We start from the raw sequence: 20,121 nt of genomic DNA, 5'->3' as shown, positions 1-20,121 counted from the left end.
CCTAAGGTTTCAGAATCAGCACCGGCTCACCCTTCTTCACAATATAGGTCGCCAGTTCCGAACCCTTGTCCGCACCAACGTTTTTGGCGACATGCGCCACACCTTCGGGAATGAACAACGAATCCCCCGCTTTCAGTGTCACCGGCGCCCGACCCTCCAGTTGATACTCGAACGTGCCGCTGATCACATACGCGACCTCAACGCCGGGATGCGCGTGTCTTGGCGACGTCACGCCCGGTTCGAAATCGACGCGTGCCTGGATCACTTCGCGCTCGGCGGCCCCGAGATCCTGGCGAACCAGGTCCGTGCGGCTCAAACCTTGTTGCCAGCTCTTGGCCGGTGCGTCAGCCGCATGGGCGATACCGATCATTGAAGCAAGTATCGCGGCGCTGGCCAGTAACAGTGGACGATGCATGGTGGAGCCCTCTCAAACGTAGTGGTGGGTGACCTCTACTGTGGGAGTCGCCTGTATCGTTGATGTGTCGTAAACCCTGACTTTATTGTGCGCATGTGTCTGCGCGACAGCTTGATACACGCTTATACAAAGGTGTCTGCGCCCGCCAGCAACGCCAGCAGCCATGTCCTGAATGCCACGATTTTTTTCGATTGCGCCGTTTCATCGGGCGTCACCAGATAGAAGCCCAGTTCATCTTTCAAGCGCAGACCAAAGGGTGCGACCAAGCGCCCGGCCCGCAAATCGTCCTCGACATAGGTCGAACGGCCAATGCACACGCCCTGTCCGTCAACAGCGGCCTGTACCGCCATCATCGCCAGGTCGAAGGTCATACGCGGACCTTCTGCGAGTTGTGGCGGTTGGCTCGCTGCGCGTAGCCAGGCGCTCCAGTCACCGGCCGTCACACCGCTGACTTGCAGTAACGTGTGATTGGCCAGATCCGCCGGCGCGCACAACGTCTTCGCCAGTGCAGGACTGCACACCGGAAAGACTTCATCGGACATCAAAAAGTCGGCACGCAGCCCTTTCCAGTCACCCCGCCCGTAACGAATCGCGGCATCAATCGCGTCTTTGCGAAAGTCCACCCGCTCAGTGGACGCACTGATTCGCACATCGATGGCGGGGAAAGCCTGCTGAAAGGACGGCAAACGCGGCAACAGCCACTTCGACGCAAAGGACACCAAGGTGCTGATGGTCAGTACGCTTTTATCGCGAGACTCCAGCAACTGTTCAGTGGAAAAACGCAGCGCTTGAAACGCTGCACGCACCCCCGGCAAGTAGGCCTGCCCGTCTTCACTCAGCGCCAAACCACCGTTGAGCCGCAGAAAAAGAGCCACACCCAGTTCGGCTTCGAGTCGGCGAATCTGATGACTGACAGCGGTTTGGGTGACGCTAAGTTCCTCGGCAGCCTTGGTAAAACTCATGTGCCGAGCGACCGTTTCAAAAGCACGCAATCCATTAAGCGAAGGAAGTCGGACGGACATGGGATGATGATTGCTCATGAGATTTTGTCATACGCTAACACCCGAAATGACCTTTGCGAAAGCCACCACGGCAATGGAATCTGGCGCCTTCTCTCTTCAAGGAAGTGCCATGAAACTGTATTTCGCCCCCATGACCTGCTCGCTCTCCCCGCACATAGTCCTGCGGGAACTGGGTTTGCCGTTTGAACTGGTTCGCGTCAATAACCAGAGCAAACGCACCGCCGACGGCCGCGACTTTCGCGAGATCAATCCGAAGGGCTACGTAGCCGCGCTGGTTCTGGATAACGGCGAAGTGCTGACAGAAGGCCCGGCGATCTTGCAGTACCTCGCCGATCAGGCTCCCGAACGCGCACTGGCGCCGGCACTTGGCAGTTGGGAGCGGACACGGTTGCAGGAGGATCTGAATTTCATCAGCACGGAGATTCACGGCGGCTGCGCACCGCTGTTCGATGCGCAGATTCCACAGGCGACCAAAGCGATTTTCACCCACAAACTGTTCAAGCGCCTCGACTACCTGAACCGCAAACTGGTCGATCAGGACTATTTGCTGGGCACGTTCGGTATCGCCGATGCCTACCTGTTTACCGTGCTGACGTGGCTGCCCAACTTCAATATCGACCTGCAGGACTGGCCGTCGCTGGCCGCCCACTCCCAGCGGGTCGCCGCCCGCCCCAGCGTCCTTGCGGCGATCGCGGCAGAAGCGGCGACGCAACCGGTTTGATCGCCCTCTACGCTTTCACTGCGGTGGCGGCTGATCATTTGTCCGTTAGCCATGAATCTGTAAACTGGCGCGATTTACTCGCTCAGACAAGGGATCAGCATGGCTAACCAAGACATCACCTTCACTCCGGATCCGGACGCCGACTCGATTTCCTCGGACGTCACCACGTTCAACGGGATCATGATGTCCACGCAGATCCCGACCCGTGCCGACGGCAGTCTGGAACTGGGCGATATCACCCTGCAAAGCGAATGCACCCTGCAAGCGCTGAAAGTTGCGCTGGAACGCGCCGGCAGTTCGATGGACCGGGTGATGCACCTGACCATTTACCTGACCGACATGGCTGATCGCGCGGCATTCAACGAGGTGTACAAGCGCTACTTCGCCAAGCCTTGGCCGGTGCGTGCAGCGGTGGGTGTGGCCTCGTTGGCGGTTGAAGGGATGCGCGTGGAAGTGACTGCGATGGCAGCGAAGGCCTGACACACCACCCCAGCCCCTGTAGGAGCTGTCGAGTGAAACGAGGCTGCGATCTTTTGATCTGAGCTTCAAGATCAAAAGATCGCAGCGTGCCGCAGCTCCTACAGGTCCGGAGTGGAAGTTCACCATCGGGCAGCACAGGCGTGCCGGGCGCGCGTTTCACGGGTAGAATGCGCGCCTAACCGTGACAGCCTGACTAAAAAAACTATGTCCTTGCCCAAGCATCATCTGGAATTGCTCAGCCCTGCCCGCGATGTCGCCATCGCCCGTGAGGCGATCCTGCACGGCGCCGACGCCGTGTACATCGGCGGCCCGAGCTTCGGTGCGCGCCACAACGCCTGCAACGAAGTCGGCGAAATCGCCGAACTGGTGGAATTTGCCCGCAAGTACCACGCGCGAATTTTCACCACCATCAACACCATCCTGCACGACAACGAACTGGAGCCGGCGCGCAAGCTGATCCATCAGCTGTACGACGCTGGGGTCGACGCGCTGATCGTTCAGGATCTGGGCGTGATGGAGCTGGACATTCCGCCGATCGAGCTGCACGCCTCGACCCAGACCGACATCCGCACCCTTGAGCGAGCGAAGTTTCTCGATCAGGCCGGTTTCTCGCAACTGGTCTTGGCCCGTGAGCTGAACCTGCAGGAAATCCGCGCGATCGCCGACGAAACCGACGCCGCCATCGAGTTCTTCATCCATGGCGCGTTGTGCGTGGCCTTCTCCGGCCAGTGCAACATTTCCCACGCGCAGACCGGGCGCAGCGCCAACCGTGGCGACTGCTCCCAGGCTTGTCGCTTGCCGTACACCCTCAAAGATGAAAAGGGTGGCGTGATCGCCTACGAAAAACACCTGCTGTCGATGAAAGACAACAACCAGAGCGCCAACATCCGCGCGCTGGTTGAAGCCGGTGTGCGTTCGTTCAAGATCGAAGGTCGCTACAAGGACATGGGCTATGTGAAAAACATCACCGCCTATTACCGCCAGCGCCTCGACGACGTGCTCGAAGATCGCCCGGACCTGGCCCGCGCTTCCAGCGGCCGCACCGCGCACTTCTTCCTGCCCGATCCGGAAAAGACCTTCCACCGTGGCAGCACCGACTACTTCGTCACCGATCGCAAGATCGACATCGGCGCTTTCGACTCGCCGACCTTCACCGGTCTGCCAGTCGGTATCGTCGAGAAAGTCGGCAAACGCGACATGCAGGTCGTGACCCAGGAACCACTGTCCAACGGCGACGGTTTGAACGTGCTGGTCAAGCGCGAAGTGGTCGGTTTCCGCGCCAACATCGCTGAAGCCAAAGGCGAGTTCGAAGAAGACGGCGAGAAGCGCTACCGCTATCGCGTCGAGCCGAACGAAATGCCTGAAGGTCTGTACAAGCTGCGCCCGAACCACCCGTTGAATCGCAACCTCGATCACAACTGGCAACAGGCGCTGCAAAAGACCTCTTCCGAGCGTCGCGTGGCCCTGAGCTGGGTCGCGCGTTTGCGTGAAGAACAGCTGGAAGTCACCGCCACCAGTGAAGAAGGCATCAGCGCCAGCGTCACCCTGAACGGTCCGTTCGGTGTAGCCAACAAGCCTGAGCAAGCGCTGGAGCAGCTGCGCGATCTGCTCGGTCAGCTCGGCACCACGCAGTACCACGCCACCGACATCAAACTGGATGCGCCACAGGCGTTCTTCATCCCTAACTCGCAGCTCAAGTCGCTGCGCCGTGAAGTGATCGAAGCCCTGACCGCCGCACGTGTCGCTGCGCATCCGCGTGGCGGCCGTAAAGCCGAAACCAGCCCGCCGCCGGTGTACCCGGATTCGCACCTGACGTTCCTCGCCAACGTCTACAACCAGAAGGCGCGGGACTTCTACCACCGTCACGGCGTGAAGCTGATCGACGCGGCGTATGAGGCGCACGAAGAGCCAGGCGAAGTGCCGGTGATGATCACCAAGCACTGCCTGCGTTTCTCCTTCAACCTGTGCCCGAAACAGGCCAAAGGCGTGACCGGCGTGCGCACCAAAGTCGCGCCGATGCAGTTGATCCACGGCGATGAAGTACTGACGCTGAAGTTCGATTGCAAGCCGTGCGAGATGCACATCATCGGCAAGATGAAAGGCCACATCCTCAACCTGCCGCAGCCGGGCAGCGTGGTCGGCCATATCAGTCCTGAAGACCTGATGAAAACCATTCCGCGCGCACCGCACTGAGTGGACGGCGTGCGCGGTGCTTCGGCGCCGTGCACGTCTGCCCGCTTTGCCTGGCCAAATCGCAGGCATAAAAAAACGCCAACTTCTTGCGAAGTTGGCGTTTTTTCGAATATGGCAGGGGCGGCTGGATTCGAACCAACGCATGGCAGGATCAAAACCTGCTGCCTTACCGCTTGGCGACGCCCCTACTGCTCTTTCCAGCTACTTCGTTAGGTTCGCTGTGAGAACGGGGCGCAATTTACCAAGGTTTTTTGCCTTTGGGAAGCGCGAAGTGAAATATTTTTTGTTTTAAAACAGCGACTTATTATTTTGGCCTGAATCAGGTGCAGGGTGAGTCGGTTTAACCGCCGTGTATCACACTGTGTACGAACCCCGCCGCGACACATCGACTTTCGATAAAGCCGTTCTTCGACACAGGCCAGATACGTCCCAGCGCTCAAATGCACTCAAGGTTTCAAGGGTTCATTCAGGCCCCTTGGCCAAAGGCTCGCAAAGGAGACGTCACCATGAAGATGGCACTGCACACCCGCAAAACCGCGTTCGGTTTGTCGATTCTGGCTTTGTCGTTGTTCGGCGCTTTTGGCAGCGCTCAGGCGCAAACCACTGAACCTGCGGCCGCCAGCTATTCCGCGCCCTCGCCTTTCGGCCCGCTCAAGCATGTGAAGGCCGGCGTGCTCGACGTCGCCTACGCCGAAACCGGTCCCGCCGATGGCCCGGTGGTGATCCTGTTGCACGGTTGGCCCTACGACATTCACAGCTACGACGAAGTCGCGCCGTTGCTCGCGGCCAAGGGTTATCGGGTGTTGATGCCGTATGCACGCGGTTATGGCGATACGCAGTTCCTTTCCAAAGACACCCTGCGCAATGGCCAACCGGCGGCGCTGGCCAGTGACGTCATCGACTTCATGGATGCGCTGAAGATCAAGCAAGCGGTACTCGGTGGTTATGACTGGGGCGCGCGTTCGGCGGACATCGTTTCGGCGTTGTGGCCGGAACGTGTGAAAGCGCTGGTGTCGGTCAGCGGTTATCTGATCGGCAATCAGGCCGCCGGGCAAAACCCGCTGCCGCCCAAGGCTGAATTGCAGTGGTGGTATCAGTTCTACTTTGCGACTGACCGTGGCCGCGCCGGGTATGAGAAGAACACCCACGACTTCGCCAAATTGATCTGGCAGACCGCTTCGCCGCAGTGGAAATTCGACGACGCCACGTTCGACCGCAGCGCCAAGGCGCTGGAGAACCCCGATCACGTCGACATCACCGTGTTCAATTACCGCTGGCGTCTGGGCCTGGTGCAAGGCGAAGCGAAATACGCCGCGCTGGAGCAGAAACTCGCCACCGCGCCGTCGATCAGCGTTCCGACCATTACGCTTGAGGGTGACGCCAACGGAGCGCCGCACCCGGCGCCGGAGGATTACGCCAAGCGCTTTACCGGCAAGTATCAGTTCCGTTTGATCAATGGCGGGATCGGGCACAACCTGCCGCAGGAAGATCCGCAGGCGTTTGCCAAGGCTGTGATTGACGCTGACCACCTGTAGAAACAAAAAAGCAGTCAGCCGCAATGGCTGACTGCTTGATTATTTGAGGGTGGGATTGAGGGATGGTCACGTTTTGCAGATTCCATGCCTGAACGGGCGTCATCGCGAGCAGGCGAACGCCTACAGGGGGAACGCATTTCAAATGTAGGAGTGAGCCTGCTCGCGATCATGCCCGACCAAACACCCTCAATCCCGACTAACGTGCGCGATCACTCAGTCGGCACAACCAGATCCAACGCCTTGTTCACCGCCAACTCCCCCAACATGACCACTTGCGCAATGCCCAGCAGCGTATGACGATTTGCGCCCTCCAGCATCCCGGCAAAATTACCGAGCATGACCGAGGCGGATGCCAACGATCCGCAAGCATTGGTCAGCAACGCCTCGGTGTCTGCTTGCGGGTTGGCCATGAACAGAGCGTTGGGCGTATAGGGTTCGGCCATGATCGCGGCAGGCAACAGGTAATGGTCGAGCGCACGCTCTGCCGCTTCGTGCAGCTTTCTTGAATTGGGCGATGCGTACGGCGATACCAGATCAGTGACCGGTGGTTCGGGTGGCTGAGACATCAGCTGAAACTCCAGACAAGAACCGCTTCAGGTTCTTTTATAGAAAGCGTGAAGCACCGCGATCGCGGACGCTTCTGTGCAATGAGGGAGCAAGCCCCCTCACCCATCTGCATCGCGACTAGTGCGGCAAGCGCTGGTTATCCAGGACTCGGCCGACCCCCAGCTCGCTGAGCATGATCACCTGTTGCAGGATCAGCATCTTTTTGCGCTGTGAAGGATCGATCACGTCGGCGAGATCTCGGGCCATGTCACTGGCGCAGGACAAGGTTTCAGTGGCTTCGACGAGCAGGGTTTCGTTATCCACCGTGGGGTCGATCAGGTAGATCTTGCCGGTTTTGCGGGTGGGTATTGAAGTCTTCAGCGCGGAAGGATTGAGGTAGAAATTGATCGCGCGGTCGGTGGCCTCTTTGATGTTTTGAGGCTCGAGTGCGGCGTCGTAGGGGATTGGATCGGTTTCTGGCGGGTTTGGCGTAATTTTGAACATAGATGACACTCGCTTAACAAAAAATAAGGAGCCATCACTCACGCTACCAAACGAGGTGGTGACCATTGCGCAGGTTGGTAGACCGGTCTAAGCGAGTAAACCCCGGCGCTCCCGAAGGAGCCCCACGCATGGCCACCATATAAAACCGAGCCTCGAAAAGAGACTGCATATAGCGGCGCATAACGCTTAGAAAACGGGCTACCAAACCCGATCACTGTTTTTGCAGTGACTGGGAAACGATACAGCCCGCCTCAAGGCGCGTAAGCCGGCGGATTCTGGCGTACGCGTAGGCAACGGCGCAAGGTGTTGTAGCCGTTATGGCGTAACAGTGCGTGTAAGTTAAACGTGTGTGGGTGATGGTGTTTAAAAGCCCCTCACCCTAGCCCTCTCCCAGAGGTAGAGGGAACCGACCGTGGTGTTTGGGCGAGGTACGCCGACGTGTGATTGCGCGGTGCACTCTGGTTGGGAAACGGCTGTCGTTATTTGACCAGCCGTTTTTCTTTGGAAGGTCTGTAGCCGAAATACGAGCTGTAGCATTTGCTGAAATGGCTTGGCGAGACGAAGCCGCACGCGACCAGCACTTCCACTTGCGAAAGCTCAGTGTGCTGCAACAACCGTCGTGCTTCGGTGATGCGCAGTTCCAGGTAATAACGCTGCGGCGTGGTGCCGAGTTGCTCCTTGAACAAGCGCTCCAGCTGACGACGGGATCGGCCGGCGTACACCGCCAGTTGCTCCAGCTCCAGCGGCTCTTCCAGATTGGCGTCCATCAGTTTCACCACTTCACGCAGCGGCGCACTGACGCAGAGGTTTTCATCCGGTTTGATCCGGCGGTAGCGCGATTCCTCGAACGCCAGAATGTCTTCGATGCCCTCGACCAAGGCTTTGCCGTGCAGGCTTTTGATCCAGTCCAGCGCCATGTGGAAAGCCCCGGACGGACTCGAGGCCGTGAGGCGGTCGCGGTCGATCACGTAAGGCTCACTGCTGACGTGGGTGGACTTGGCGATTTCGGTCAGCGCCGGGCGGTGCTCCGGGTGGATCGCGCAGCGATAGCCGTCGAGCAATCCGGCGCGGCCGAGAAACCACGAGCCATTCCATAACCCGGCGAGACTGATGCCCCGCTCCGCTGCTGCCCGCAGCAAATGAATAAACTCGTCACTCGCCCGCAGTTCGGTGCGATACCCGCCACACACCACCAGCAGATCCAGCTGCTGAAGCGCGGCCGAATCCAGACGTGCATCGGGGCGGATCACCAGCCCCAGATCACTGATGACTTCACCGTCGCCCAAGCCAAACGTGCGCGAAGAAAACAGCCCCGGACGCAGCAGATTAGTGGTGACAACCGTATCCAGCGCTTGGGTAAACGCCGGCAGTGAAAAATGTTCGAGCAGCAGAAAACCGGTGCGGGTCAGGCGCGGGTCTTCCGCGCTTTGCTCATTCAGATAGCGGAGGTTTTTCCCCTTCATACCTCCGCTGAATTGGCGTCGTTCGATCAAGTTGTGGTCCATCGGTCATGTTGTTATGCGCCGATAGTTGGCTTGATCGGTGAAAGAGTCAATCACGCCTGTGGTGGATGGCGGGTGACGCAGTGACCTGCGCCACCACTGGGGCGATGGCAGCGATCCGAATCCAGACTCAAACAGCCGAGAAAAACCCGGCGCCTAAACGCCCCTCGAGACGCCCACACAGCACGTAGTGCTGATAGCCGCTGGAGAAGGCTCCTTGGGAAATCGCAATCCTGACATCGTCATTCAATCGAAGGTACTGGGCTTCATCAAAGTCTTCTGCGCTGACTTCGCCGGCACGCCCGAGCCGCTCGCTGTCCACCGTGAGACCCTGGCTGGCGAAGTGCTCGAAATCGATGATGCGATTCACCGCGTGGCGCTCCAGCACTCCCTGATTGGGATGCATCGAGTAGATATGCAGGCCTTTATTGGCGCAGCGGTCGCACATGTCGACACAGTTTTTCTGCGTCGATTTGCGCCGCGTCAGTTCTGCAAGCGGCATGTCGAGGTACTTGCCAACCTGATACTCGGTCTGATTGAAGATCGTGCAGCACAGCACCGTGTTGCCATTGCAGTCGATGACCAGCCAGTCATCCTTGAGCGTGCACGCCATCTTGGGAAAGTTCTGGATGACGTTGACGAGATCGTCGTACGGCGGCAGTGCGAGGCGTTTCAGGGTATCAAGGTCGGTAGGCGTGACAGACGGGTCACGCTCGACAATGGCCAGTGTCTTCTCCAGCGGCATCATCACGGAATACCCGGTGGTGAACATGAAGCCAAGACGTTCACTGAACTCGCGCATCAGTGATTCTTCTTCGATGTTATCCAGGTAGCGGTGATAGTAAACATCAACGCGGGTCCTCAGACCGAGGCGCTGTTTGATCTCCTGCAGGGCGATCATGTTTTGTTTTACAACTTCGATATCGCCGCCAACATGACCCTTTTCGTAGGTCTCCTGGTAAAAACCCGAGAGCGAAATACGGAAGTAACTCGGCTCGGCCATCAAGGCCTTTTCCATATTCTTGGCGAGGTTCAGGTTGGTGCTGATGCCGCTGCCCAGGCCGGCAGCATTGATGACCTCGATAAACTCGCCAATTTTTGGATGAATCAGCGGCTCGGTCCAGTTATAGAGGTAAATCGTGTTGACGCCCTCTGTCTTGGCCTTATCGACAATCTGCTTGAACATCTCGAGCTGCATGGCTTTTTTGAAATTGAGATTTTCCGAGTTGCCCATTGGGCAGGACGGGCAGCTCAGATTGCACGCACCGACGATATCGATGTACATATTCATGCGGGTGAAGCTCCTAGAATTGAAAGCCATGCATCTCATCACTACGGGCTTTCAAGTCGCCTGATTGTGTTGGTATTTTGACGGCACTGGCACAGCAGCTAGCAATAACTGCACCACAATGCTGCTACGCCATCAACTCAACGACCCAATCGATGAACACACGCAATTTCAGACTGACATGCCGGTTCGGCGGATAAGCGATGTAGAGCGGCATCGGCGCGAGTTTCCAGTCTTCGAACAGCGGCACCAGTTCACCGCGCGCCTCGTGGGCGGCAGACATGTATTTGGGCAGCCATAACACCCCCATGCCCGCCAAACCTGCCGCGAGATAAGCGTTGCCATCATCGACTGCCAACACGTGACGCCCCTTGACTTGCAGGTTTTCGCTGGCGTTGTGCAAGGCGTACGGTACCGGTCTGCCGGTGCGTGCCCAGAGAAAAGCGACGACCCGATGATGGCTGTCTTCCAGGTCCCGTGGATGCGCAGGCGTACCGGCACGGGCCAGGTATTGCGGCGCGGCAAACACGCCCAGTTCCAGATCAGCGACCTTGCGCGCCATCAGCGACAGATCCATGAGTTCGCCCCCGCGCACCACGCAATCGACGTTCTCATCAATGATGTCGACGATGCGGTCGCTGACACCCATGTCGATCTGAATATCCGGATAACGCGCGTGAAACTCAGGCAGCGCCGGCACCAGAATCAACCGTGCGAACGGACTCGGAACGTCCACGCGCAATCGCCCTTTGGGCAACGCCGCCGCGCCGGGCAGGCTGCTTTCGGCGTCGTCCATATCCGCGAGTAACTTGATCACCCGTTCGTAATAAACGGCGCCATCGGCGGTGACGTTGACCTTGCGCGTGGTGCGATTGAGCAATTTCACCCGCAGCCGCGCCTCCAACTGCTGAACCAGTTGGGTCACGGTGGTCTTGCTCATGTGCAAGGTTTCCGCCGCTTTGGTGAAACTCCCCGCCTCGACCACCCGGGCAAAGGCCTGCATTGCGTCAAAACGGTCCAAGCTGCGCCCCCCGATTGTTTGGATTTTACAAACAGTGAACGCCAAGCTTGCGCGTTTATCGGTCAGCTGCAAATACCTAAAGTGGGCCCCATCAACTCACCGATGGAGACACCCCCGATGACTCAGCGCGATGTAGTTTTCCCACCCGCACGACGCACGCTTTATGAACGCCATCGCTACTCGCCGGCGATTCGTTCCAACGGATTCCTGTTTGTCTCAGGGCAAGTGGGCAGCACCGAGGACGGCACGCCCGAACCGGACTTGGAGAATCAGGTGCGCCAAGCCTTCAACAACCTGAATGCGATCCTCGCCGAGGCCGGATGCAGCTTTGACGATGTGGTCGATGTCACCGTGTTCATCGTCGACCCGCCGTCGAAATTCGAGACGATCTGGAATGTCGTGCTGACAGAGTTCTGGGGCGACGCGCCGCATCCGACGGTGACGGCGGTGGGCGTGACGTGGCTGTACGGGTTTGATTTCGAGATCAAGGTGATTGCAAAGCTTCCCGAGCCAACCTAGACCCGATCAGCCCGCCTTTGGAGATACGCTGCGCGCCACAATCCAGCCTGTCACAACTCCAAACCAATGAAAGGATTACCCCCGCCGCCCCCTGCGATAGCTCACAAAGCTTTCGCAAGGGGTTAGCCTATTGCGTCGCATCTTTCGCGCCCTCTTGTCAAAAGCAACAAACACGACTTTGCGAATGCCGAGGCGGTCTGCGAGGCATGGTTTCCCTGTTCCGACAGTGATGCTTGCGCTCGCCTAGAGAGTTGAAGGACCATGATGGCTCACTGCCTCCGCTACAACGGCAGTCCTCAACGCTTTGAAAAAGCCGTTTTTTGATAATGAAGGACGGACGATAGCTGTCCGGCTCAGCGACATGGAAAATCACGCATGAAAACCTTCCACTTTGACGGACCAGACTGGGCCTTTCTGACACCCGAGCAAATGTATGACGAAGAGGGAAAGCTTCGTCGGGCACACAAGTACTATCAAAACGCAGACATCTACTTCCTCACCGTAATGAACAAGTGCCTGTTCAACCCGAAGAAGACCAAGGTCACCTCCGACGGCAATATTCAATGCGAAGTGTGCGTTGGCGATCCTGAAACACGTACTTTTCGGCGCCTCACGGTGGTTTTTCCGCTGATCGACATATTCCACACGACACCCGGCATACTTCATGAATTTCCTGACCGGAACGAGTTCCTGAGCCATGCACTGCTTAACCGATACCTGCCAAAAAACACACTAAAAAAACAGCTGTACCGTGTTGTAAAAGGAGGGCTCGTCAAAGGTATTCTGCGGCCAGGGTTCGCGCTCAATGTCCTTCGCGCGATTTACTCTTCAGAAATAACGATTCGTCACAGCACACGTTTTGAAATCAATGTATTTGATCCGATTACTGACGCGATGACCGATGAACAGAAAGCTGCGGAATCTAAAAAGCACCACCCGCATTTCCACGCCTTGAACAACGCGAATTGGGATACACAAAAAACCGCCGCAGTTGATTACAGCAAGCTGCCCGGAGCGAATGAGAAAGAAAACGTTCGACTGACCATCGACCAGATTGTTAATCGTTTTGATATTGAAGTGGGCAATCAAAAGATCGCCTATATCGGCAAAACCGAGCAGCAACCCTTCGACAGGCTTTTCCCGCACGTGAAGTTGAATGAGCTCCAAAGCAAGCTCGCCAAAAATGAATTCGAAACTCTCGTGATTCATTTGTTCGGTTTCAGGATGGTTGACGAGCCCCTGATCTCTTGGCCGCCCACGACGCGACTGTCGAAATCTGATGCAATCACCATTACCGAAGCCGAACTGATCAATTATTTCAAACCCTCCGAAAACGAGGACTACGTAAAGAACGATGGAAAACCCAATTGGAAGCACATCAAGCTGCTGATCAAAAACAAGTATGAAAATATTCGAGGTTTATTGGACATCGATGGACGATACGCAAGATTTTATACATCGCAGGTAGGCAACCTGAAACTCAATCGCCATGAAATAGATGTCGATTTGAATGCCTACAAACCCGCTCCGAAAAAGAAGAAGACGAAATCCTGAGCGTCAGCGTATGGATGTGTAGCGTCTTCATCCGCACACCGACCTCAGCGTTTCTGGTCTTCATGCGAGCAACGACGTATAACCTCGCCTTTCGTCTAACCTGATTTTGCGCCTGTGTCATTTTGCGATACAGGCGCTCCGATATTGACGCTTACGAAACGGAGAATTCCATGCTCAAACGCACCCTGGCACTGACCGCCGGTCTGGCCCTGTCCTTTTCTACCTTGATGGTGCAAGCCGCTGACGTTTTGCGCGTCAGCGCGATTCCCGATGAAGCCCCGACCGAGTTGCTGCGCAAGTTCGAGCCGCTGGGTGCTTATCTGGAACAGCGACTGGGCATGAAGGTGCAATTCGTGCCGGTGGCCGACTACCCGGCAGTGGTTGAAGCCTTGGCGACCGATCGCCTCGACATGGCCTGGCTCGGCGGCTTCACGTTTGTGCAGGCACGCTTGAAAACCGACGCAACGACGCCGGTCATTCCGTTGGTGCAGCGTGAACAGGATGCGCAGTTCACCAGCAAATTCATCACCGCTGACCCGAACGTGAAGAGCCTGGCGGATCTGAAGGGCAAGACCTTCGCCTTCGGTTCGGTGTCGTCGACCTCCGGCAGCCTGATGCCGCGTTATTTCATGCTGAAAAACGACGGCATCAAGCCTGAGGGTTATTTCAGCCGCGTCGCCTACTCCGGCGCGCACGATGCCACCGTGGCCTGGGTGCAGGCCGGCAAGGTTGACGCCGGTGTACTGAACGCCAGTGTCTGGCAGAAACTGGTCGACGCCGGCAAGGTCGACACCAGCAAGGTCAAAGTCTTCGCCACCACCCCGACTTATTTCGATTACAACTGGACCGTGCGCGGCACCCTCGACCCGGCTCTGGCGGCGAAAATCAAAAAAGCCTTCCTCGATCTGGACCCGGCCAACCCGGAGCAGAAAAAGATTCTTGATCTGCAGGCCGCCAGCCGTTTTATCGAGACCAAGCCTGAGAACTACAAGGGCATCGAGGAAGCCGCCCGCGCTGCCGAACTGCTGAAATGACCCTGAGCCTCAACCAGGGCAGCCTGCGCCACGCCAATGGCGTCGACGCCCTGCGCGGTGTCGATTTGCAGATTGGCGTCGGCGAACAGGTCGCGATCATTGGCCCGTCCGGGGCCGGTAAATCGAGTTTGCTCAACCTGCTGGCCACCGCATTGCGGCCCAGCAGCGGTGAAATTGAAGTGTTGGGTGAACGTGCCTGGCACTTGTCGGCCCGCCAGCGTCAGCGTCTGCGCGCGCGGATCGGTCTGGTGCATCAGGCGCCGCCGTTGCCGCCGCGCCAGCGTGTGGTGACGGCGGTACTGGCCGGCAAGCTCGGCCAGTGGAGTCTGGGTAAAAGCCTTTTGAATTTGTTGCATCCGCTGGATGTGGCCGGTGCACGCGCGGCGTTGGCGCGGCTGGATCTGGGTGACAAATTGTTCGCCCATTGTCAGCAACTATCTGGCGGTCAGCTGCAACGTGTTGGCATCGCTCGCGTGTTGTATCAGGCGCCGGAAGTTCTCTTGGCCGACGAGCCGGTGTCGGCGATGGACCCGGTGATGGCCGGGCACACGCTGTCGATCCTCTCGCGGCATGCCCGCGAACATAACGTCACGCTGGTGGCGAGCCTGCATGCGGTGGATCTGGCGTTGTCGCACTTCCCTCGGATCATCGGTTTGCGCGACGGGCAGATTCTGTTCGACAGCCCTTCTGATCGCGTCACGCCGGAAATGCTCGATGCGCTTTACGCCAATGAAAAACTGCAATCACCGACCATTGTGGTGGCGCCTCTGACTGTGCAGATTCCCCGATGCTGAAAGCCGATTCACGGGATCCGGCGGCGTGGCCGCGATTGCTGCTGACGTTGCTGGCGATGGCTTTGCTGTGGCCGGGCATTCAGCTCAGCGAACTGAATCTGGGCGTGTTGCTGCCCGACAGCCAGAATGAAATGGGCCGTTTTGTCGCGCAGTTCTGGCCACTAGCGCACGACGAAGCGTTTCTGCAGTTACTGCTCAAAGCCACTCTGCAAACCCTGGCCATCGCCACTGCTGGCATGGCATTGGCGTTGGTGTTGGCGATACCGGCAGGCCTGCTTGCCAGCCGCGCGCTGTCGCTGTCCGCCGCCTCGCGCGGTGGCGTACCCAGTCGTCTGGGGCGTCTGCTGCGCTGGCCGGTTCGCGGTTTGCTGATCTTTTTGCGCAGCGTGCCGGAAATCGTCTGGGCACTGCTGTTTGTCCGCGCCGTCGGGCTGGGTCCGGCGGCGGGCGTACTGGCCATTGCCATTACTTACAGCGGCATGCTCGGCAAGGTTTACGCGGAGATTTTCGAATCCACCGACCAGCGCCCGGCGCACGCGTTATTACAGGCCGGCAGCAGCCGGTTGGCGGCGTTTGCTTACGGCACGTTGCCCAATGTCGCGTCGGAACTGCTGTCGTATACGGTCTATCGCTGGGAGTGCGCGATCCGCGCATCCGTGGTGATGGGGTTTGTTGGCGCCGGAGGGTTGGGTCAGCAGATTGACCTGTCGATCCGCATGTTCGCCGGCGGTGAAGTCGCCAGTATTCTGCTGTGCTTCCTGATTCTGGTATTGGCCGCCGATCAACTCAGCCGCTTGTTGCGCTGGAGGCTGACATGAATCGCCTGCTCAACCTGCTGCTGATCGCGGCCATTGCATTGGCGGTCATCGCCTCCTTCGTTTATCTGGGGCTCGATCTTGGCGAACTGGGCAGTGCCACCAGCCTCAAGCAGATGGGCGCGTATGTGCAGCGTTTTCTCAGCCCGGATCTGAGCGCGGATTACCTCAAGGCAATCTTCCACGGTTCGCTGGAAACCTTGGCCATGTCGGCCCTCGGTACCCTGCTCGCCGCGGTTTTCGGGATTGTCCTCGCCCTGCCCGCCGCCGGACGGTTCGGCTGGCCGCTGCAAAGCGCCTCGCGCTTGCTGCTCAACGCCTTGCGGGCGATTCCGGAACTGGTCTGGGCCGCACTGATGGTGCTTGCCGCCGGCCTCGGTCCGAACGCCGGCACCCTCGCCCTCGCTCTGCACACCACCGGTGTGCTCGGCCGATTGTTCGCCGAAGCACTGGAAAATACGCCGCCGCAACCGGCCGAAGCGATTCGATTGCAGGGCGGCAATCCAATCCTTGCGTTCTGCTACGGCACACTGCCGAACCTGGCGCCGCAACTGCTCGCCTACATTCTGTATCGCTGGGAAAACAATATTCGCATGGCCAGCGTGCTGGGATTTGTCGGCGCCGGCGGGCTTGGGCAGATGCTTTATGTGAGCCTCAGCCTGTTTCAGGAAGCGCAAGCCAGTACGGTGATTCTGGCAATGCTGGTGCTGGTGTTTGTGGTCGACTGGCTGAGTGCGTGGAGTCGTCAGCGCTGGGTCAAAGCCTGATGCGCGGGCCGGCGGGTGGATATCTGGCAAAAGCTGATTATGCTTCAGGAAACCTTGCAGCCATGCGAGGCAGTCAGACTGTGCAAGTTTCACGCGAGAGCAGTTGCGGCATACGCCACAAGGCCAGAGTGCGATAAGCGGTAACGGGGGACTCCGGCCTTCAACAATAAGCACGACGGAGAACACCCATGGCCACAATCGACACAGCATCCACCGGCAGTCCACCGCGCAGCGGCGGCATCACCAAGGAGGAGCGCAAGGTCATCTTCGCCTCGTCCTTGGGCACGGTTTTCGAGTGGTACGACTTTTACCTGTACGGTTCACTGGCGGCGATCATCGCCAAGCACTTCTTCGCCGGCGTCAACGAAACCACCGCGTTCATTTTTGCATTGCTGGCGTTTGCAGCGGGGTTTGCGGTGCGGCCGTTCGGGGCGATCGTGTTCGGCCGGCTCGGTGACATGATCGGACGCAAACACACGTTCCTCATCACCATCGTCATCATGGGTGTCTCGACAGCGATTGTCGGTATTTTGCCCGGCTACGCGACCATAGGCGTCGCCGCGCCGGTCATCCTTATTACCCTGCGCCTGCTGCAAGGTCTGGCACTGGGTGGTGAGTATGGCGGCGCAGCGACGTATGTGGCTGAGCATGCGCCACGCAACAAACGCGGCTTTTTCACTTCATGGATTCAAACCACTGCGACCCTCGGCCTGTTTCTGTCGCTGCTGGTGATCCTCGCCTGCCGCACGGCGCTGGGCACTGAAGCCTTCGAAGCGTGGGGCTGGCGGATTCCGTTTCTGCTGTCGATCCTGCTGCTGATCGTCTCGGTGTACATCCGCCTGCAACTGAGCGAATCGCCGGTGTTCCAGAAAATGAAGGCTGAAGGCAAGGCGTCGAAAGCGCCGCTGACCGAATCCTTCGCGCGCTGGGACAACCTCAAAGTGGTGATCATGTCACTGCTCGGCGGTACGGCCGGACAAGCAGTGGTCTGGTACACCGGGCAGTTCTATGCGCTGTTTTTCCTACTGCAGACGCTGAAGATCGACCCGCAGACCGCCAACCTGCTGATTGCCGGCTCACTGCTGATCGGCACGCCGTTCTTTGTGATTTTCGGCAGTCTTTCTGACCGGATCGGGCGCAAGCCGATCATCATGGTCGGCTGTATTCTGGCGGCGCTGACCTACTTCCCGATCTTCCATGCGCTGACCCAGTACGGTAACCCTGACGTGTTCATCGCGCAGGAGAAAAATCCGGTCAAAGTGATCGCCAATCCCGACCAGTGCTCGTTCCAGTTCGACCCGGTGGGCAAGGCCAAATTCACCAGTTCCTGCGACCTGGCCAAGACCCTGCTGGCGAAACGGGCGATCCCGTATGAGAACGTGATTGCCGAACCCGGCACCGTCGCGCAAGTGCGCATCGGCGACAAAGTCGTCGAGAGTTTCGAAGGCAGCGCGCTGCCGGCCGCCGACTTCAAGACCCGTAACGATGCGTTCACCGCCACCCTCGGCAGCGCGCTCAAGGAGGCCGGTTATCCGGAGAAAGCCGACCCGGCGAAAACCAATTACCCGATGGTGCTGCTCCTGCTCACCGTGCTGGTGATCTACGTGACCATGGTCTACGGCCCGATCGCGGCGTGGCTGGTCGAGCTGTTCCCGACCCGTATCCGCTACACCTCGATGTCGCTGCCCTATCACATCGGTAACGGCTGGTTCGGCGGTTTCTTGCCGACGGTGGCGTTCGCCATGGTTGCCGCGACCGGGGATATCTATTACGGCTTGTGGTACCCGATCGTGATTGCGGTGATGACGGCGGTACTCGGCACGTTCTTCCTGCCGGAAACCAAGGATCGCGACATTCTCAAAGACTGAAAACCGTCAGCGCGCCCTCTCCATCGCGGGAGGGCGCCATTCGGCACAACCCGGCAAAAATATCGAACGCCTGCCGCACTGCCCGCCTCCAATGTTTACACCACTGGAGGTCACCAACATGAACAGCAACGATAAAACCCCGAACGACCCGCCCACCGATACGTCCGGCAAACCGGTGAATGTGGTCGAGCGCGATCTTGCAGACCGGGACGATGACAGCGAAGCCGTGGACAAAGTCATCACGCCGTCGTCCACAAGAGTGAAGGAGCAGGACGCCGAGACGCTGCAGCGCAAGATCGATGAGATAGAGCGCAAAGTGGCCGATGGTAATTAGTGGTATTGAAGGCGATCGCGACAGTCTGTTCGATCTGCCCCCTCACCCCAGCCCTCTCCCCCCAGGGGGCGAGGGGGAAAGGGAGCCGATTTGTGTGCTTTTCAAATCTTGCGTTCAACTCGTTCTTTCAAGTCGGCGTCATTTGCACAAACACCTCGGTCAGTCCCCTCTCCCCCAAGGGCGAGGGGGAAAGGGAGTCGATTTGTGCGCTTTTCAAATCTTGCGTTCAACTCGGTCTTTCAAGTCGGCGTTACTTGCGCGAGCAACTCGGTCAGTCCCTTTTCCCCACGGGGCGTGGGGGAAAGGGAGTCGATTTGTGCGCTTTTCAAATCTTGCGTTCAACTCGGTCTTTCAAGTCGGCGTCATTTGCACAAACACCTCGGTCAGTCCCCTCTCCCTCTGGGAGAGGGCTAGGGTGAGGGCTTCTTCGCCGGGTTGAGTTTCACGGCCGCACATATCTGCTCCCAATCGGCCGTCAGTGTGGCCAGCGTCAAGGCGTTGCCCAGCGCTGCGCCACTGGCAGTGTTGTCGAAAATGCACCAGGTCGCAGCACCTGCTGCGGCCGCCGATTGCAGAGCTTTTGCGAGGTCTAGCAGATAAGTTGAATCGTAGGCGCTGTGGTAAATGCGCGGTGAGCCGTGCAGGCGCCAATACTGAGTTCTCGTCCAGCCGCTTGGCGAAACATCACGACTGATGCGCGAAGGATCGACTGCTGCTCGTGCGATCTGATGAGTCATTAACATCGACTCGGCGCTGACCCACGATTCATGCCTTGGCTCGAGCACCACTGCGCCGGAGAACCGTTCGCGCAACGTCGTGAAAAAGGCGTCGGCGCTGGCTTCTTCGAACACCAGCGATGGCGGCAATTGCACCAATAAGCAGCCAAGGCGCTCGCCCAACCCGCCGCATTCAGTCAGAAACTTGTCCATCGCTGATTCGCACCCGGCGAGGCGCAATTCATGACTGATGTGTTTGGGCATTTTCACCGAAAAGCGAAAGCCCTCCGGCACGCCATCCGCCCAGCGCGCATAGGTCTGCCGACGATGCGGACGATAGAACGAGCTGTTGATTTCCACGCCATTGAGGCGCGCGGCATAGCGCTGTAAATGCGTGCCCTCTACGGGAAATGCCGGCCAATGCTCGCGCCCCAGACTCCAGCCTGCACAGCCCACATAAATCAAAAGTCCACCTCCTGACCTGTAGGAGCTG

The 20,121-nt window shown here is 58.4% G+C and carries 20 protein-coding genes and 1 tRNA gene; 12 read left to right on the top strand and 9 right to left on the bottom strand.

Translation table 11 applies throughout. The annotated features are described in order from the left end of the window. Position 1: 1 nt before the first annotated feature. Together CKW17_RS02885 and CKW17_RS02880 are read right to left on the bottom strand one after the other, a co-directional pair. Positions 2–370 carry a cupin domain-containing protein gene (locus tag CKW17_RS02885; protein WP_371850949.1) on the bottom strand — a complete coding sequence of 123 codons (369 nt, stop codon included), beginning with the start codon at positions 368–370 and terminating at the stop codon, positions 2–4. Positions 371–537: 167 nt separating this feature from the next. After that, positions 538–1,437, bottom strand: a complete 900-nt coding sequence (locus CKW17_RS02880; protein ID WP_095118619.1) for a transcriptional regulator GcvA — start codon at positions 1,435–1,437, stop codon at positions 538–540. Between the two features lie 109 nt (positions 1,438–1,546). Here CKW17_RS02880 and gstA point away from each other — a divergent pair, with 109 nt between their 5' ends. The 3 genes from gstA to CKW17_RS02865 all read left to right on the top strand — a co-directional run bounded on the left by gstA (position 1,547) and on the right by CKW17_RS02865 (position 4,831). Then, entirely contained in the window at positions 1,547–2,158 is a 612-nt protein-coding gene (gstA, locus tag CKW17_RS02875; RefSeq protein WP_095118618.1) for a glutathione transferase GstA, read from the top strand. 99 nt (positions 2,159–2,257) lie between these two features. Next, positions 2,258–2,638: a RidA family protein gene (locus CKW17_RS02870; RefSeq protein WP_007919637.1), complete on the top strand. Its 381-nt coding sequence runs from the start codon at positions 2,258–2,260 to the stop codon at positions 2,636–2,638. Between the two features lie 204 nt (positions 2,639–2,842). Beyond that, on the top strand, positions 2,843–4,831 hold the full coding sequence (locus tag CKW17_RS02865; RefSeq protein ID WP_095118617.1) for a U32 family peptidase: 1,989 nt from the start codon (positions 2,843–2,845) through the stop codon (positions 4,829–4,831). Between the two features lie 112 nt (positions 4,832–4,943). Here CKW17_RS02865 and CKW17_RS02860 read toward each other — a convergent pair. Continuing rightward, positions 4,944–5,018, bottom strand: a tRNA-Gln gene (locus CKW17_RS02860). Positions 5,019–5,337: 319 nt separating this feature from the next. Here CKW17_RS02860 and CKW17_RS02855 point away from each other — a divergent pair. Then, entirely contained in the window at positions 5,338–6,366 is a 1,029-nt protein-coding gene (locus CKW17_RS02855; RefSeq protein WP_095118616.1) for an alpha/beta fold hydrolase, read from the top strand. Positions 6,367–6,575: 209 nt separating this feature from the next. Here the strand turns inward: CKW17_RS02855 and CKW17_RS02850 are convergent, their stop codons facing one another. The 5 genes from CKW17_RS02850 to CKW17_RS02830 form a co-directional block, all read right to left on the bottom strand. After that, complete coding sequence (locus tag CKW17_RS02850) at positions 6,576–6,932, bottom strand: DUF6124 family protein (protein ID WP_095118615.1); 357 nt, start codon at positions 6,930–6,932, stop codon at positions 6,576–6,578. A gap of 118 nt (positions 6,933–7,050) precedes the next feature. After that, entirely contained in the window at positions 7,051–7,416 is a 366-nt protein-coding gene (locus CKW17_RS02845; RefSeq protein WP_095118614.1) for a DUF6124 family protein, read from the bottom strand. Between the two features lie 479 nt (positions 7,417–7,895). After that, the gene (locus CKW17_RS02840) at positions 7,896–8,921 is read right to left on the bottom strand and encodes a GlxA family transcriptional regulator (RefSeq protein WP_095118613.1); all 1,026 of its coding nucleotides are present in this window, start codon (positions 8,919–8,921) and stop codon (positions 7,896–7,898) included. A gap of 127 nt (positions 8,922–9,048) precedes the next feature. After that, positions 9,049–10,209 carry a radical SAM/SPASM domain-containing protein gene (locus tag CKW17_RS02835; RefSeq protein ID WP_095118612.1) on the bottom strand — a complete coding sequence of 387 codons (1,161 nt, stop codon included), beginning with the start codon at positions 10,207–10,209 and terminating at the stop codon, positions 9,049–9,051. Between the two features lie 124 nt (positions 10,210–10,333). Then, entirely contained in the window at positions 10,334–11,227 is an 894-nt protein-coding gene (locus CKW17_RS02830) for a LysR family transcriptional regulator (protein WP_095118611.1), read from the bottom strand. A 117-nt stretch (positions 11,228–11,344) separates the two neighbouring features. Here CKW17_RS02830 and CKW17_RS02825 point away from each other — a divergent pair, with 117 nt between their 5' ends. The 8 genes from CKW17_RS02825 to CKW17_RS02790 all read left to right on the top strand — a co-directional run bounded on the left by CKW17_RS02825 (position 11,345) and on the right by CKW17_RS02790 (position 18,912). After that, positions 11,345–11,746 (top strand): RidA family protein, encoded by a 402-nt coding sequence (locus CKW17_RS02825; RefSeq protein WP_095118610.1) that lies wholly within the window; start codon positions 11,345–11,347, stop codon positions 11,744–11,746. 375 nt (positions 11,747–12,121) lie between these two features. After that, positions 12,122–13,300 (top strand): hypothetical protein, encoded by a 1,179-nt coding sequence (locus CKW17_RS02820; protein WP_095118609.1) that lies wholly within the window; start codon positions 12,122–12,124, stop codon positions 13,298–13,300. A 170-nt stretch (positions 13,301–13,470) separates the two neighbouring features. Next, complete coding sequence (locus tag CKW17_RS02815) at positions 13,471–14,334, top strand: putative selenate ABC transporter substrate-binding protein (RefSeq protein WP_095118608.1); 864 nt, start codon at positions 13,471–13,473, stop codon at positions 14,332–14,334. Continuing rightward, positions 14,331–15,128 carry a phosphonate ABC transporter ATP-binding protein gene (locus CKW17_RS02810; RefSeq protein ID WP_095118607.1) on the top strand — a complete coding sequence of 266 codons (798 nt, stop codon included), beginning with the start codon at positions 14,331–14,333 and terminating at the stop codon, positions 15,126–15,128. The genes CKW17_RS02815 and CKW17_RS02810 overlap by 4 nt, the downstream gene beginning before the upstream one ends. Then, on the top strand, positions 15,122–15,946 hold the full coding sequence (locus tag CKW17_RS02805; protein WP_095118606.1) for an ABC transporter permease: 825 nt from the start codon (positions 15,122–15,124) through the stop codon (positions 15,944–15,946). The genes CKW17_RS02810 and CKW17_RS02805 overlap by 7 nt, the downstream gene beginning before the upstream one ends. Next, positions 15,943–16,710 carry a phosphonate ABC transporter, permease protein PhnE gene (gene phnE / locus CKW17_RS02800; RefSeq protein ID WP_095118605.1) on the top strand — a complete coding sequence of 256 codons (768 nt, stop codon included), beginning with the start codon at positions 15,943–15,945 and terminating at the stop codon, positions 16,708–16,710. The genes CKW17_RS02805 and phnE overlap by 4 nt, the downstream gene beginning before the upstream one ends. A gap of 188 nt (positions 16,711–16,898) precedes the next feature. After that, positions 16,899–18,578, top strand: coding sequence for an MFS transporter (locus CKW17_RS02795; RefSeq protein WP_095118604.1), 1,680 nt, complete (start codon positions 16,899–16,901; stop codon positions 18,576–18,578). A gap of 118 nt (positions 18,579–18,696) precedes the next feature. After that, entirely contained in the window at positions 18,697–18,912 is a 216-nt protein-coding gene (locus tag CKW17_RS02790) for a hypothetical protein (protein WP_095118603.1), read from the top strand. Between the two features lie 410 nt (positions 18,913–19,322). Here CKW17_RS02790 and CKW17_RS02785 read toward each other — a convergent pair whose 3' ends face one another. Further along, positions 19,323–20,093: a DUF72 domain-containing protein gene (locus CKW17_RS02785; protein WP_095118602.1), complete on the bottom strand. Its 771-nt coding sequence runs from the start codon at positions 20,091–20,093 to the stop codon at positions 19,323–19,325. Positions 20,094–20,121 lie beyond the last annotated feature (28 nt).

Source organism: Pseudomonas sp. Irchel s3f10 (assembly GCF_900187515.1).
Classification (GTDB): Bacteria; Pseudomonadota; Gammaproteobacteria; order Pseudomonadales; family Pseudomonadaceae; genus Aquipseudomonas; species Aquipseudomonas tensinigenes.
The sequence above is the reverse complement of the archived record's forward strand: the minus strand, read 5'-3'. Positions and strand labels throughout refer to the sequence as shown.